This window comes from Thermocoleostomius sinensis A174 (genome assembly GCF_026802175.1).
Taxonomy (GTDB): domain Bacteria; phylum Cyanobacteriota; class Cyanobacteriia; order Elainellales; family Elainellaceae; genus Thermocoleostomius; species Thermocoleostomius sinensis.
In genome coordinates, this window is sequence record NZ_CP113797.1 from 3,979,512 (window position 1) to 3,992,239 (window position 12,728).

A 12,728-nucleotide genomic window follows, 5' to 3' on the forward strand; every position below is an offset into this window, starting at 1 on the left:
TAACTCCAAAATCAGAGCGGTAACCATTTGAATTTAAATCTTGCTTTACCAAAGGGTAAATACCTCTCTAGCAAACTCCGTTTAACCATGAGCATACCTGAATGAACTTTAGCTCAGCCATCAATTGAATATCTTAATTTCATGAAGACTTCTGGCCACAGCCGTTGCTCCTAGTAGCTGGATTGGGGTGGCCCAACCGCCTGTCATGGCAATACAGCCTGCCAAGCCAGCCCGATGAGCAATTTGAAGGTCAATCTCTGCATCGCCTACCATGAGAGTCTGAGCTGGTAATATTTCCAGTTTAGAAATTAATTGTTGCAGCAATTTCGGGTCCGATTTGTTAGCGTAACCATCTGTTCCGACTAAACAATGAAAGTACGATTCTAAGTTGTACTTTTTAACAAAATCCTGAATCTGCTCTGTGCTATCTGATGACAAAATTCCTAACTTCAAATTAACAGACGATAACGATTGAATTAATTCAATGGCTCCCTCTATCGGCGGTGTTTGTTCAGCTTTGCGTGGTAGATTTCGCTGACTTGAATCATCAGCTTCTAAGAATGCCGATCGAGCAATTTCCATTGCTTGAACCCAGCCTCGACCTGTTTCAGCAATATAAGCAGCCGCAGCAATTTCGTTCTCTAGGCGACTGCCAACTGCCATTAGTCCTGCCGGATTCAACCGATCGCCCTCTACGCCAAACGCCATCAACAGCGGCTCTTGCACCCCTGGAATTTGCGTATCAATTAAGCGTGCCCGCCGCTGGGCCAAGGTTCGCAAAAATACTTCAGAGTTAGCCAAGGTTCCATCTTTATCAAAAATGATGGACTGAATGTTTTCAAACACAACGCCGTTGCAGCCGATTGTCACCAATGTCCTTCCACCACAATTTGAAATGAGTTCACGCCCTGTCCTCACGAAAAAGGAGGGACACTCCCCTCCCAACCGTTGCAAGTGTGAATATTAATTTGAGGGTTGTTCACCCTTAAACAATCGAGAATCACCTTATTCGTCTTCCGCAGAAGGCAATTCTTCCTCAGCACTAATATCCTCAACCACTGCACTGACATCATCTGCCATCGCTAAATCTGGCTGAGCCTGTTGCAACATCTTCTCACGATATTTCGCAGCCATTTCCTCGGCCTTGTCATACACAACCTGAGGATTCTTAACCATGTCGCCAGGTTCTGGTTCTAGTTGCTTCGTAGACAAAGAAATACGTCCTCGTTCAGCATCTAGATCAATAATCATCACCTTCACCTCGTCGTTCACATTGAAGACGCTATGAGGCGTGTCGATGTGATCATGGGAAATCTCAGAGATGTGCAGTAACCCACTGACTCCCCCAATATCGATAAAAGCGCCATAAGGTTTCAAACCGCGAACGGTGCCAATGACAACCTCACCCACCTCTAAACGGTTCATCTTACGCTCAACCAGGGCACGGCGATGGCTTAGCACTAGACGGTTCCGATCTTCATCCACCTCTAGAAACTTCAGGGGCAATTCTTCACCCACCAAGTCTTCTTTGGGTTTGCGGGTACTAATATGAGAGCCGGGAATGAAGCCTCTGAGTCCCTCAATTCGAACCAGTGCTCCACCACGATTGGTGGCAAAGACAGCCGATCGCACCGTAGCATCTTCTGCCTGAAGCTGACGGACACGCTCCCACGCCCGCATATACTCAATACGTCGGATTGAAAGCGTTAACTGTCCGTCTTCATTTTCATCGGTCAGGATGAAAAACTCACGAGTTTCGTTGGATTGCAACACCTCCTCAGGGTTATCAATCCGATTGATAGACATTTCCTGAATGGGAATGTAAGCTGCTGTCTTAGCACCAATGTCAATCAGAGCACCTCTTGGTTCAATGCTAAAGACTGTCCCAGCTACAATGTCTCCGGGACTAAAGTGGTAGTCGTATTGATCAAGAAGAGCAGCAAAATCTTCGTGGGTAAAGCCAATATCCGTTACTTCCTGATTGACCATGCGATATGTTTCCTGGTGGTTATCTCCGTAATAATAGTGGTCTGTTCACAATATATGCCCTGGACAAACAAACTAGCCACTGGACTAGCAACGACCAGCACCTTCGTATACCTGACTATTGAGAAATCGAAATCTCAAACGTGTTAGACCCTAGGAGAACCATGATAACTTAGATCTGTCTATAAGCCAATCCCCATCACACTGGATCAGTGAATCTTCGCAACGATTGGGGAAAGGCGACGGGTTGAAGCTAGCCTAGGGTAAAAATCTTTTCACACCGGAGGGCACAAAGGTCAATGATTGGACGAGGATACTGTCGTTTGCCAAGGTTGATCAGATTCGCGCAGCCGTTCACCCTGCTCGTCACGATGACCATCGCCATAACCAGTTGTGGCATGATTACTGCCGGGTTCAGCATCCGTTTCCAGCGACGATGTCTGCAAATGATTAAGAATTTCTAGAAAATCTTTAATCCCTTTGAACTGCTTGTAGACCGAAGCAAAACGAATATAAGCCACTTCATTTAACTGGCGCAAGTGTTTCAAAACCAATTCCCCAATTTCTTGAGTGTGAACCTCGCGCACTGCCTGTTGCTGCAATTCTGCTTCAATTTCGTCTACCAAACCTTCTAACTGTGGATGAGGAATGCCAGTTTTTTCACAAGCCCTGACAATGCCTTTCAGCAGTTTCGATCGATCGAATGACTCTCGATCGCCGTTGCGCTTGATGACTATGATGGGGACAAACTCAATCCGTTCGTAGGTAGTAAAGCGGCGATTACATCGAAGGCACTCTCGCCGTCGCCGGACGCTTTGTCCAGATTCGGCCGATCGCGACTCCAAAACCCGGTTATCTGGAAACTGGCAAAATGGACATCGCATAAAAAACGGCCTCCAGGTGAATTACTGCTGCCATACCTTGCCCACCCAGAAGCCATCTTATCTGATGAACCGACCGACGCCGAACTCAGTATTGCGGAGAAGGGCGACTTGACCACTAAACTTTAGCAGTTCAACCTAGGAACCGAATGCAGATGTTGAATGATCAAAGTCGATCGCCTGGTGAAGCAAAACTTATTTTTACTTAGACTCTACTGATCTAATGTCATCATACTGCAATTGCAATCTGTAAAAAACCTGGATAAGCACGGATGCAACTTCAGCGACAACTGAAATAACAGCATCTTTGCGACTATCCAGGTTAATCAATTGCTTTACAACTCGAAATTCAATAGCAAGCAAGCTAACTCATATGAGTTGGGTCTATGTTGGGTTCAGAACAAAATATCTGTACTCTCACCCAAATTCCTATTTATTAATTCGAGGCGGTTCGCGGAAGGCAATCGCAAAGAACAGGACTCCGATCGCTAACGTCAGAACCAAAATATATGCCACGCTTTCCATGACTTAAGTTCCTCCCAATCCAGCCAGTTACAGTCTACAAGTAAAAAGAGACATGGTCTAACAGGTTCAAGCAACTGCTGCACACTGCCAGACCAGTGCCTAAGAACGCTACAAGAAATCAAACAGCTTCCTTGCGGCGAGTTGTCTTGTCACCCACTTTCTGGAAGTAACCCCACTCCACCTGCTCTTCGGAAAGATCTGGATCAATTCCAGCAAATACATCCCGAAACAGGGTCCGAGAACCGTGCCAGATATGACCAAAGAAGAAGAGCAGGGCAAAGACCGCATGACCATAGGTAAACCAACCACGAGGGCTAGTGCGGAAAACCCCATCCGAGTTGAGAGTTTCTTGATCAAACTCAAAAGGTTCGCCTAGCTGTGCTTTACGCGCATAGCGCTTTACAATAGCTGGATCGGAAAAAGTTTGACCATTCAACGCTCCACCATAGAAGCTAGCGGTGACGCCTACCTGTTCAAAGCTGTACTTTGATTCGGCACGACGGAAAGGAATGTCTGCCCGTACTACCCCATCCTTGTCAGTTAAGACCACTGGGAAGGTTTCAAAGAAGTTGGGCATCCGGCGGACAAACAACTCGCGACCTTCGGCATCCTTAAATACTGGATGTCCAAGCCATTCCTGAGCAATTCCATCGCCCTTCACCATCGGTCCGGTTCGGAACAAGCCGCCCTTGGCCGGGTTATTGCCAATGTAGTCATAGAATGCCAACTTCTCAGGAATAGTGGAATAGGCTTCGGCCAGCGTTGCACCATTTGCCAATTCAGCCTGCACACGGCGATCGATTTCCTGCTGGAAGTAGCCATTGTCCCATTGATAACGGGTTGGACCAAACAGTTCGATCGGAGTAGCAGCACTGCCATACCACATGGTTCCAGCTACCACAAATGCAGCAAAGAAGACTGCCGCAATGCTGCTGGAGAGCACTGTTTCAATATTACCCATCCGCAACGCTCGGTAGAGGCGCTCGGGTGGACGCACAGTTAGGTGGAAAAGGCCTGCAATAATGCCAACAATGCCTGCTGCAATGTGGTGGGCTACAATGCCGCCCGGATTGAATGGATCAAACCCTTCTGGGCCCCAAGATGGAGCCACTGGCTGGACGCTTCCTGTCAATCCATAGGGATCGGACACCCACATCCCCGGTCCAAACAGACCCGTTAAGTGGAATGCTCCAAAACCAAAACAGAGTAGACCCGACAAAAATAGATGAATTCCGAACATCTTAGGCAAATCCAAGGCGGGTTCGCCCGTGCGGGGATCTCTAAAAAGTTCCAGATCCCAGTAAACCCAGTGCCAACAGGCAGCTAGGAATAATAAACCAGACAAGATAATGTGAGCCGCTGCAACGCCTTCAAACGACCAGAAACCAGGATCAACACCCGTTTCACCAGTGATACTCCAGCCACCCCAAGAACCAGTGACACCCAAACGCGCCATGAACGGCAGCACAAACATGCCTTGCCGCCACATGGGGTTTAAAACGGGGTCGCTGGGGTCGAAGATCGCTAGCTCATAGAGAGCCATTGAGCCAGCCCAACCTGCTACCAGAGCCGTATGCATCAGGTGTACAGCAATCAGTCGCCCTGGGTCATTCAGAACCACTGTGTGTACTCGATACCAGGGTAGTCCCATCGACTACGCTCCTCCTATTTCGATATGTTTCAACGCTTCCTTCAGCTTTTTCTAAAGGGGCCTGATACTGGTAAGCCTACCAGATTAGAAGCCCTATAAAATAGCCATTGCCGACTGCTGCTTCTATTCAACCCTCGATCGTGTCAGAGACAACTCCAAACTAGAGCGCAAAAATGAAGCAAAGAAATATTTCTTTAGACAGTTTGACAATAAGCCTGTAAAAATGAAAGTGTATAAAGAAGTGTAACCAGTGTGAGAATCGTTTGCAAGATGACTCAGACAGGCGCCCAGCAAGAAACTCAATTTGAAGATCACCAGGAAATCCAAGAAATTCAGGAGATCCAGCCAGAGGTGACAAAATCAACTGCTGCTTTTCCTTGTATTAAGTTTGTTAAAGAGAACAAGGAGGTTGTCGCAGCCGATGGAGCCAACCTGCGGTTCAAAGCTCTAGAAAATGGCGTAGATCTCTACACCTTCATGGGCAAAATGATGAACTGCGGCGGCTATGGTCAATGTGGAACCTGCATTGTTGAGGTGACGGAGGGAATGGAAAATCTATCGCCTCGTACCGACGTCGAAAATCGCAAGCTGAAGAAGAAGCCAGAGAACTATCGTCTAGCTTGTCAAACGTTGGTGCATGGCCCAGTGAGCGTTGTGACAAAGCCTAGCAAATAGGTGGTTCCTAGCGTTCAGCTAATGCGTCTGTGCAGGTTGGGGTGTATTCTTAATCCTAGTAGTCCGTTAGTAAGCTAAGTTGGGAGGCTAAGGATGGAAGTTAATGATCTAGGATTTGTTGCCACAATCTTGTTTGTGTTGGTACCTGCGCTTTTTCTCGTAATTCTCTATATTCAGACGGCAAGCCGCGAAGGAAATAAAAGCTAGTAGCTGCCAGTAGCTGCCGGGTTGGACGAACGCTTGAGGCTGAGTGTGCAGTTCACATTAGAATTGTGAGCAGAATGGTCAGTCTAGTCAGTAGCTGCGACCGTTGCACTCCTTGTTTCGTCTGTTTGAGTCTTCAGAAATGACAGAGAGAGCGTCAACCAGTAGGTAATTGGCGCTCCTCTTTATTGCGACGGGTCCGCGTTGAGACGGTGACAACAGTTGAACAAAACAAAGCGAGAAAAATACTTGTTTGTAAATTTTTCTGTAAATTGTCTACCGTCTATCTACGCATCCTCAAGTAATGTCGCTACTCGACAAGTCGATCGCCTATGCCGGAGAACGAACCAGCAAGACAGGACAGTTGGCATAGACTCGAACGTAGTCTGAAAGCGACTGTCCCAGAAGTCGGTCAAGATCTGGTAAACCTTTAGCAATCGAAGGGCGGCGATCGGGCGAACCTAAAATTAGCAGATCAACCCCCAACTCTTCAGCCACTTGACAAATCCGTTCGCCGGGTTTTCCTTCAGGAGCTACACATTTGTAATTGATCCCCAGTTTTTTTGCTTCGGCGATGGCAGGTAGCAAAACTGGGTCTTCATTGGGGTTCGCAGTGATTTCACCGGGTTTAAGCTTTAAATCTGGGTTGGTATGTACCAGAACGAGTTGCCCGTTTTTAACATCGCGGATGAGGGCAATGGCCAGCTTCAAGCTCTGTTGCGAGGCTTCCGATTTATCGATCGCCACCATAATTCGATTAATTTTCTTGACATAGATATCGTCTTTCACTAGCAGCATGGGTCGCGACGCCAGTTGAAAAACATATTGACTCACCGAGTTTTCTAGGATCGATTGAATTCGCTTCAGCCCTCTTGAACCCATGATGATTAAATCTACATCCAGTTCTTCTGCCACTCGACAGACAATATCCTTGGGATCGCCTTCACGCAGCATGGCTGTTACATGGGATGGATCAAGATTTAAAGTTTGAATCGCTTTTGCGAGTGTTTTCCCTCCTTCTTCCCATTTCTCTGTCATCTCGTCGGCCGTAATCTGTGGAGAAACGACATGCAAAACTGTGACATTCGCTCGTTGAATTAACGGGATCTCCATTAATGCCTTGAGCATTTCTTCTGTTTGCCCAGTACCAGAATCTGCCAGCAAAATTTTTTCTATCATAGCTACTCCTTAATTAAAATTAATCAAACAATCGGGAGCACTTCGCAATTCAAACTTGGCGACGTAGTCATTTATTTACAGTCTATGGCAGCTTGGTGACTAAACTATTGGGGGACACAGACTTTAAATGAATTGTTTAGACCCGCTTAATTCTCATTGGGCACAGTGGGTGAGCATGATAAAAAATCCACAAAAAAAGCTCCCCCTGACTAACCTATCAGGGGGATGTTTCAGTTGCAGAGACTTAACTCTAGCCGTGTACGTACACCCTGCAAACTCGTGAGTGGAAAACAGTTAGTATGCTCCGTCTTTGAAGATTACTGCCTTAATGGTTTTGAAAATTAGGACTAGGTCGTACGTCACCGTCCACTTTTGCTGGTAAGCAATATCCATTTGAACGATATCTTCAAAATCTTCTACCTTCGATCGTCCATTTGCCTGCCATTCACCTGTAATGCCGGGTTTAACCTGAAGCCGTTGGAAGTGGTGCTGCTCATATCTACTCACTTCATCAAGTGTAGGTGGACGAGTTCCAACCAAACTCATTTCGCCTTTCAAGACATTCCAAAACTGCGGCAGTTCATCAAGGCTGGTTCTGCGCAGGAACCGTCCAACTCTAGTAATACGAGGGTCATTACGATTTTTAAAGATTAGTCCTTGGGCTTCGTTCGTGACAAGATGCTTCATTTGGTCAGCATTTTTGACCATCGAGCGGAACTTCCAGATGCGGAAGGGGCGACCATCTAACCCACAGCGAATTTGGCTGTAGAAAATGGGACCTGGGTTGTCGAGTTGAATCGCAAGCGTGATCGGAATAAATGCCAGGGCTGTAATTGCCAGTCCAACGATCGCTCCTGCAATGTCAATGGCCCGCTTTACTTTGCTAGTTACAGACGGATGCGCTTGTGCCGGGTAAAGACCCACCGTTCGAGCGTGAGTCACCATAGCTGTGTTCGGTGAAGAATTGAGGAAGTTGGGTGTAATAATCACGGTTTGCAAAGCTCCATACTGGTCAACCGCTCTGATGCCTAAGCACCATTACTGAAAATACTAAACGCCTTGATTTACAGAAGGGTAGGCAAACTCAGGGATTTTGCCTAAACTTTGAACTTGATTCCGCTTTTGTGAAGTTTCCAGGGACGTACGATTAATAACACCGGAGGCTAGAGTGTTATTTTTTTGACTAGTATCTACAAAACCAGTCGTGAGATGACTTCGAGCGCACCCCTTCTATTTTTGAGTCGGTGTATCACGATAGAAACTCTAGAAAAGCTCCCCGGATATTGAGCTATAACTGATGGTCTATAAGTCTAGACGCTGTGTAGCACTATGCGCTCATGCTTTGGACGGAAGCACAATTGCACAAAAATGATGCACACGCATAACAAATGGTTTCGATGCAGCAGTCTAGGCAGGCACTGATCAAGTCGTAGGTGTGATTCAAAAGATTGGTTGAAGGAGTTTTTAGGTTATTCATGAGATATTTTCGTGTCGATCGAATTTGGCAAGGACCGCAACGGATTGCCCACCGCTTTGTGGCCATGCTGATGGTGAGTGGATTAACTGTCCTGAGTTTAAGTAGTGTTGGTCAAGCTCAAACCTATCAAGTGAGAGCAAATGCCTTTTGTCAACTTTCAGCCGAGGCAATTGCCCAAACCGATGCCCTACGACAAGCCGCCCTCCAAGGAGACTTAAATGCCCAAAGCCAGTACAAAACTTTCATGAGTCAGCAAGCTGAGCAAATGCATCAATGTCGCCATCAGACTTGGCCACAGAATCAGGCGATTTGGCTACGGTTGTATCCGTGTGACGCTCAGCCAGGCGCGTTGGAAAAAGTGTTCGATCGAATTGTGGCCAAAGGATATAACCAGGTATACCTGGAAGTTTTTCATGATGGACAAGTGTTGCTGCCAGCGTCCGATAATCCCACCGCTTGGGCGTCAAAATTGCGCAGTCGGGGCTACGAAGACCGGGATTTGCTGCAAGAGGCGATCGTTAAGGGACACGAGCGCGGATTAAAAGTTTATGCCTGGATGTTTACGCTCAACTTTGGCTACTCTTACAGTTTGCGCCCAGAACAGGAACAAGCCTTGGCTCGCAACGGTCGAGGGGAAACCAGCTTAGCCGCTCTTTCAGCGGGCAACACCGGTGCAGTCAATAATAACGAGATTTTTGTTGACCCCTACAGTGCACAAGCCAAACGCGACTTTCAAATCTTGCTACAAGCCATATTAGCTCGTAAACCAGACGGGGTACTGTTTGACTACATTCGCTATCCTCTTGGACAGGGAGCCGATTCGGTAGCAAGCCGTGTCCAGGATCTGTGGATTTATGGAACAGCATCTCAACAAGCGCTTTTCAATCGAGCCATGAATCAAAAAGGGTTGGCACTGATCGAACGTTTTGTTCGCAACGGCCGAATTACGGCTGCTGATGTCTCTACTGTCAATTCCCGTTATCCCCAAGAGACAGTGCCTCTGTGGCAAGGACGTGCCAATCGGGCAGTTTCCACCGAGCAACTTCAAGAAGAATTGTGGCTATTGACCGTTGCTCATGCCGTTCAAGGCGTTTTAGATTTTCTCACAATGGCTGCCCGTCCAGTGCAACAACAGGGGATTCCCGCTGGAGCCGTTTTTTTTCCCGAAGCCAATCGGTTGGTGGGTGAACGTGGTTATGATTCGCGGTTACAACCGTGGGATCGATTCCCCAGTAGTTTAGAGTGGCACCCGATGGCCTATGCAACCTGTGGTGATGCCAGTTGTGTGGTAGCCCAGGTACAACGAGTGGTGTCATTAGCACCCAGTGGCACCCAAATAATGCCAGTTTTAGCTGGAACCTGGGGACAAACCATTAGTGGTCATCCGCCCCTTGAACAGCAAATGTATGGTCTTCGTCAAGCCTTTCCCCAGATCAGCACCGTCAGTCATTTTGCCTACTCGTGGCAGGAATCGCAACACGATCGCGATCGACAAACTTGCCAGTTGTGATGGTAAGTTTGTGCTGTGGGGCATTCTAGAGTAGAAGACCAAAGGCTCGATACGTCTTCTTGACTCGTTCACCCACTGCCCTAACCTAACCCCTAACCTCAACTCCTACTTGTAATGAAAGCTGCTACATCCTCTCCTTCTCCTTCGTTCACATCACTGATTTTGAAGCTAGCGGGACTGTTGTTGATTTTGGGTGTGCTGGTAGATGGACTCATTGCCGCATTTCCTCCCGATTTTACTAACAGTCAATGGGTAGCTACGTTAATCAATGAATGGGTGGGGCGAGGAAACATTGCGCTTGTGGGGCTAGCGCTCATTTTCTTTGGGGTATGGGTTGGTCACTATGCCGGAGGAGTAGAGCCGAGTCGGCAGCCTCTTGCAAAGGGTTGGCTATTTTGGTCGCTTGCTTTCTCGCTGCTGTTTGGCACACTTTTTCTATTGATGGCTCCCATTTACGTGCGCAGCAGCCAACTTGCGAGCGCATCGGAAACTCGGCAGATCAATGAAGCCGCCGCTGCCGCTGAAACGCAGTTAAACAACCAACTAGAAGCGCAGCGTAGTCAAGTATCAGCCGTTTTGTCGAATCAGGAATTACTTGCTCAATTGCAGCAACAGTTACAAGCTAGTAGTGAGCTTTCTGAGCAAGAACAGACCTTTTTGCAGGGGATTCAAGACATTTTGCAAGAAGTAGAGTCTGATCCATCTGCCCTCGATCGCAAAGTAGAAGAAGCCCGATCAGAAGGATTGCAGGAAATTCGAGCACAACAACAGCAGGCGATCGCGGATTTGACCACCGAAATGCGCAAGTCTCGATACCGTGTTACGCTCAACAGCCTTCTGTTTGCGGTGGCTGCTTTTGGATTAGCTATCAGCACGTTTCGCGCCCTACAGCAATCGTCGCGGTCGAAACGGATGGCACGTTAGGAGGCACTCCCACCCCGCCTGTACATCAGGGCGAAGCATCAGCCACAGGATTACTGTTATCTCAGAAAATATGGTTGCGGCTGCTTCACTCTGACTGGTATGGCTTGCTGTTATGGCTCGATCGCGTCACTTCGATAAAATTCTTTCACACTGGGAAGATTCATAATTTTGGCATCGCCCGGATTCTCCTTTAGCAAATGATGCACCAGTAAAAATCCAACGATCGTCCAAGTTTGGTGGAGTCTAGCCTGTTGCCCCATCCAATTACCTGTAGGCCCATCAAAATATTCTGCCCAATTTTGCCGGGGTAGCTGATATAACAGCAGTTGGTAAGACTCTTCCAACAACGTCTGCATCTCAGCCATTAAGTGTGGGGGTTGCTCAGAGTGGAATGGCTGTTGACGTAATACTGCCACCACTAAAAACCAAAATAGACAGGGCCAGTGTCCAGCATTGTGATAGCACCAGGGCAGATTTTTGCGATCGTATCCCGTTTTTGTACGCCAGTCAGTATCTTCCAAAGGCGGATGGCAAATTCGCAGCGGCATCTGTGCCACCAGATCTTGACGATTTTGCACAATCAACTGAAACAAATTCTGTTGTTGATGTGGACTAATAACATCAAAGATGGCGCCTAAGCAGTTACCTAAGGTGAAGAAGCGGAAATCGGGGCGTCCGGTACGAATGTTACCAATCAAGTAGCCGCCGCGATCGCCCAGCCACTCTTGCAGCCAGTGTGGAATAGTTTCTGTGTGAATATTGTACTCATTTTGGATAGCGTCGCCATATTGCTCGGTGGGTCGTCGCCGCAATACTTGAACGGTTTTGCTGGTAATCCAATATTGTTTCAGTAAATAACGGCGCAACCGACGGGCATAGTCCAAACTGCCGTGGAATTGGTCAATTTGCCGCTGAGTGAAGGCATCTGAAGGAGAATCAAATGCGTTGGAAGAGATCAATGCAGACTCATCGCTCTTTCGAGCCTGAACGGGATAGCCCTTGTGTTGTAAATCCATCTGAATCAGTTTGGCTGCACTCACTAGTGAACCATACAGCAACACTTGGATCTCTAGCGGTGTGCCCCACACGTCTAGAGGACGATCGATCATAAACGCACCGTCAGGAACATAAAGCGTTGGGGCATCGCGGAAAGAGGGGCGTAGAATCAGATCCAGAAATCGCTGAAGCCCTTGCTGTACAGTTGGTTGTAAAGCAAAGGCTCGATCGCCTGTGCGTTGAACATAGAGATAGGTCAAAATGGCCCACCACAGGGTAGCATCCACTGAAATGACTCGTCCGATCGCCCGTTGTCCATAATCGGCAACGACTTGTCCGTTTTGTTCAATAAAGCTTGTGGGGAAAATGCCACGTGTTTGCGGTTGATTGCTCTGTAAACTTAAGCAGGTTTCCAAAAAATGCCGCACAACACTATATTTTTCCTGCGTTAGCAGATAAATCATCACAGGCACATTGTCCCGAATGAAAACCTCGTCATAGTTCAAATCCAGCACTGCGCCGCCATGTTCGGGCACTTTGGGAATGGCAGCGATCGCTCCCACCCATTCTCCTTGAAGGCTCACCAACGCTCGGTTATAAAATAACGACTGCGCCATGCGGACAACGGATTGTTCAGAAAAAACCATTTCTATCCTGTGGTTGACTTAGAGCACTTAAAAATTAAAAATGCAAAATGAAAAATGTAGTAACCCAATTTCC

12 protein-coding genes are annotated in these 12,728 nt (G+C 47.5%); 4 read left to right on the forward strand and 8 right to left on the reverse strand.

Annotated elements, in window-relative coordinates; all coding sequences use genetic code 11:
• Positions 1 to 120: 120 nt before the first annotated feature.
• The 5 genes from OXH18_RS17275 to psbB form a co-directional block, all read right to left on the reverse strand.
• On the reverse strand, positions 121 to 870 hold the full coding sequence (locus tag OXH18_RS17275) for an HAD family hydrolase (protein ID WP_268608369.1): 750 nt from the start codon (positions 868 to 870) through the stop codon (positions 121 to 123).
• A 135-nt stretch (positions 871 to 1,005) separates the two neighbouring features.
• Positions 1,006 to 1,989 (reverse strand): 30S ribosomal protein S1, encoded by a 984-nt coding sequence (locus OXH18_RS17280; protein ID WP_268608370.1) that lies wholly within the window; start codon positions 1,987 to 1,989, stop codon positions 1,006 to 1,008.
• Between the two features lie 293 nt (positions 1,990 to 2,282).
• A complete protein-coding gene (gene nrdR / locus OXH18_RS17285) occupies positions 2,283 to 2,870 on the reverse strand; it encodes a transcriptional regulator NrdR (RefSeq protein ID WP_268608371.1) in 588 nt (195 codons plus the stop codon).
• 426 nt (positions 2,871 to 3,296) lie between these two features.
• Entirely contained in the window at positions 3,297 to 3,392 is a 96-nt protein-coding gene (locus OXH18_RS17290; protein ID WP_268608372.1) for a photosystem II reaction center protein T, read from the reverse strand.
• Between the two features lie 118 nt (positions 3,393 to 3,510).
• Positions 3,511 to 5,043, reverse strand: coding sequence for a photosystem II chlorophyll-binding protein CP47 (psbB, locus tag OXH18_RS17295; protein ID WP_268608373.1), 1,533 nt, complete (start codon positions 5,041 to 5,043; stop codon positions 3,511 to 3,513).
• A gap of 270 nt (positions 5,044 to 5,313) precedes the next feature.
• Between psbB and OXH18_RS17300 the strand changes: the two genes are divergently transcribed.
• Both OXH18_RS17300 and psbM read left to right on the forward strand, forming a co-directional pair.
• Positions 5,314 to 5,718, forward strand: a complete 405-nt coding sequence (locus OXH18_RS17300; RefSeq protein WP_390904334.1) for a 2Fe-2S iron-sulfur cluster-binding protein — start codon at positions 5,314 to 5,316, stop codon at positions 5,716 to 5,718.
• A 93-nt stretch (positions 5,719 to 5,811) separates the two neighbouring features.
• Positions 5,812 to 5,925: a photosystem II reaction center protein PsbM gene (gene psbM, locus OXH18_RS17305; RefSeq protein WP_268608374.1), complete on the forward strand. Its 114-nt coding sequence runs from the start codon at positions 5,812 to 5,814 to the stop codon at positions 5,923 to 5,925.
• 327 nt (positions 5,926 to 6,252) lie between these two features.
• Here psbM and OXH18_RS17310 read toward each other — a convergent pair whose 3' ends face one another.
• Together OXH18_RS17310 and OXH18_RS17315 are read right to left on the reverse strand one after the other, a co-directional pair.
• Complete coding sequence (locus OXH18_RS17310) at positions 6,253 to 7,101, reverse strand: universal stress protein (protein ID WP_268608375.1); 849 nt, start codon at positions 7,099 to 7,101, stop codon at positions 6,253 to 6,255.
• 294 nt (positions 7,102 to 7,395) lie between these two features.
• Positions 7,396 to 8,046 (reverse strand): sugar transferase, encoded by a 651-nt coding sequence (locus OXH18_RS17315; protein ID WP_268608376.1) that lies wholly within the window; start codon positions 8,044 to 8,046, stop codon positions 7,396 to 7,398.
• A gap of 530 nt (positions 8,047 to 8,576) precedes the next feature.
• Here OXH18_RS17315 and OXH18_RS17320 point away from each other — a divergent pair.
• Both OXH18_RS17320 and OXH18_RS17325 read left to right on the forward strand, forming a co-directional pair.
• On the forward strand, positions 8,577 to 10,088 hold the full coding sequence (locus OXH18_RS17320; protein ID WP_268608377.1) for a family 10 glycosylhydrolase: 1,512 nt from the start codon (positions 8,577 to 8,579) through the stop codon (positions 10,086 to 10,088).
• Positions 10,089 to 10,202: 114 nt separating this feature from the next.
• Positions 10,203 to 11,012 carry an HpsJ family protein gene (locus tag OXH18_RS17325; protein ID WP_268608378.1) on the forward strand — a complete coding sequence of 270 codons (810 nt, stop codon included), beginning with the start codon at positions 10,203 to 10,205 and terminating at the stop codon, positions 11,010 to 11,012.
• A 110-nt stretch (positions 11,013 to 11,122) separates the two neighbouring features.
• Here the strand turns inward: OXH18_RS17325 and OXH18_RS17330 are convergent, their stop codons facing one another.
• Positions 11,123 to 12,655, reverse strand: a complete 1,533-nt coding sequence (locus tag OXH18_RS17330) for a glycoside hydrolase 100 family protein (RefSeq protein ID WP_268608379.1) — start codon at positions 12,653 to 12,655, stop codon at positions 11,123 to 11,125.
• Positions 12,656 to 12,728 lie beyond the last annotated feature (73 nt).

What these genes read in the sequence shown, in the direction of transcription:
- OXH18_RS17280 (WP_268608370.1), bottom strand. Translation starts at nt 1,989, where the DNA reads ATGGTCAATCAGGAAGTAACGGATATTGGCTTTACCCACGAAGATTTT.
- nrdR (WP_268608371.1), bottom strand. Translation starts at nt 2,870, where the DNA reads ATGCGATGTCCATTTTGCCAGTTTCCAGATAACCGGGTTTTGGAGTCG.
- OXH18_RS17290 (WP_268608372.1), bottom strand. Translation starts at nt 3,392, where the DNA reads ATGGAAAGCGTGGCATATATTTTGGTTCTGACGTTAGCGATCGGAGTC.
- psbB (WP_268608373.1), bottom strand. Translation starts at nt 5,043, where the DNA reads ATGGGACTACCCTGGTATCGAGTACACACAGTGGTTCTGAATGACCCA.
- OXH18_RS17300 (WP_390904334.1), top strand. Translation starts at nt 5,314, where the DNA reads ATGACTCAGACAGGCGCCCAGCAAGAAACTCAATTTGAAGATCACCAG.
- psbM (WP_268608374.1), top strand. Translation starts at nt 5,812, where the DNA reads ATGGAAGTTAATGATCTAGGATTTGTTGCCACAATCTTGTTTGTGTTG.
- OXH18_RS17310 (WP_268608375.1), bottom strand. Translation starts at nt 7,101, where the DNA reads ATGATAGAAAAAATTTTGCTGGCAGATTCTGGTACTGGGCAAACAGAA.
- OXH18_RS17315 (WP_268608376.1), bottom strand. Translation starts at nt 8,046, where the DNA reads ATGGTGACTCACGCTCGAACGGTGGGTCTTTACCCGGCACAAGCGCAT.
- OXH18_RS17320 (WP_268608377.1), top strand. Translation starts at nt 8,577, where the DNA reads ATGAGATATTTTCGTGTCGATCGAATTTGGCAAGGACCGCAACGGATT.
- OXH18_RS17325 (WP_268608378.1), top strand. Translation starts at nt 10,203, where the DNA reads ATGAAAGCTGCTACATCCTCTCCTTCTCCTTCGTTCACATCACTGATT.
- OXH18_RS17330 (WP_268608379.1), bottom strand. Translation starts at nt 12,655, where the DNA reads ATGGTTTTTTCTGAACAATCCGTTGTCCGCATGGCGCAGTCGTTATTT.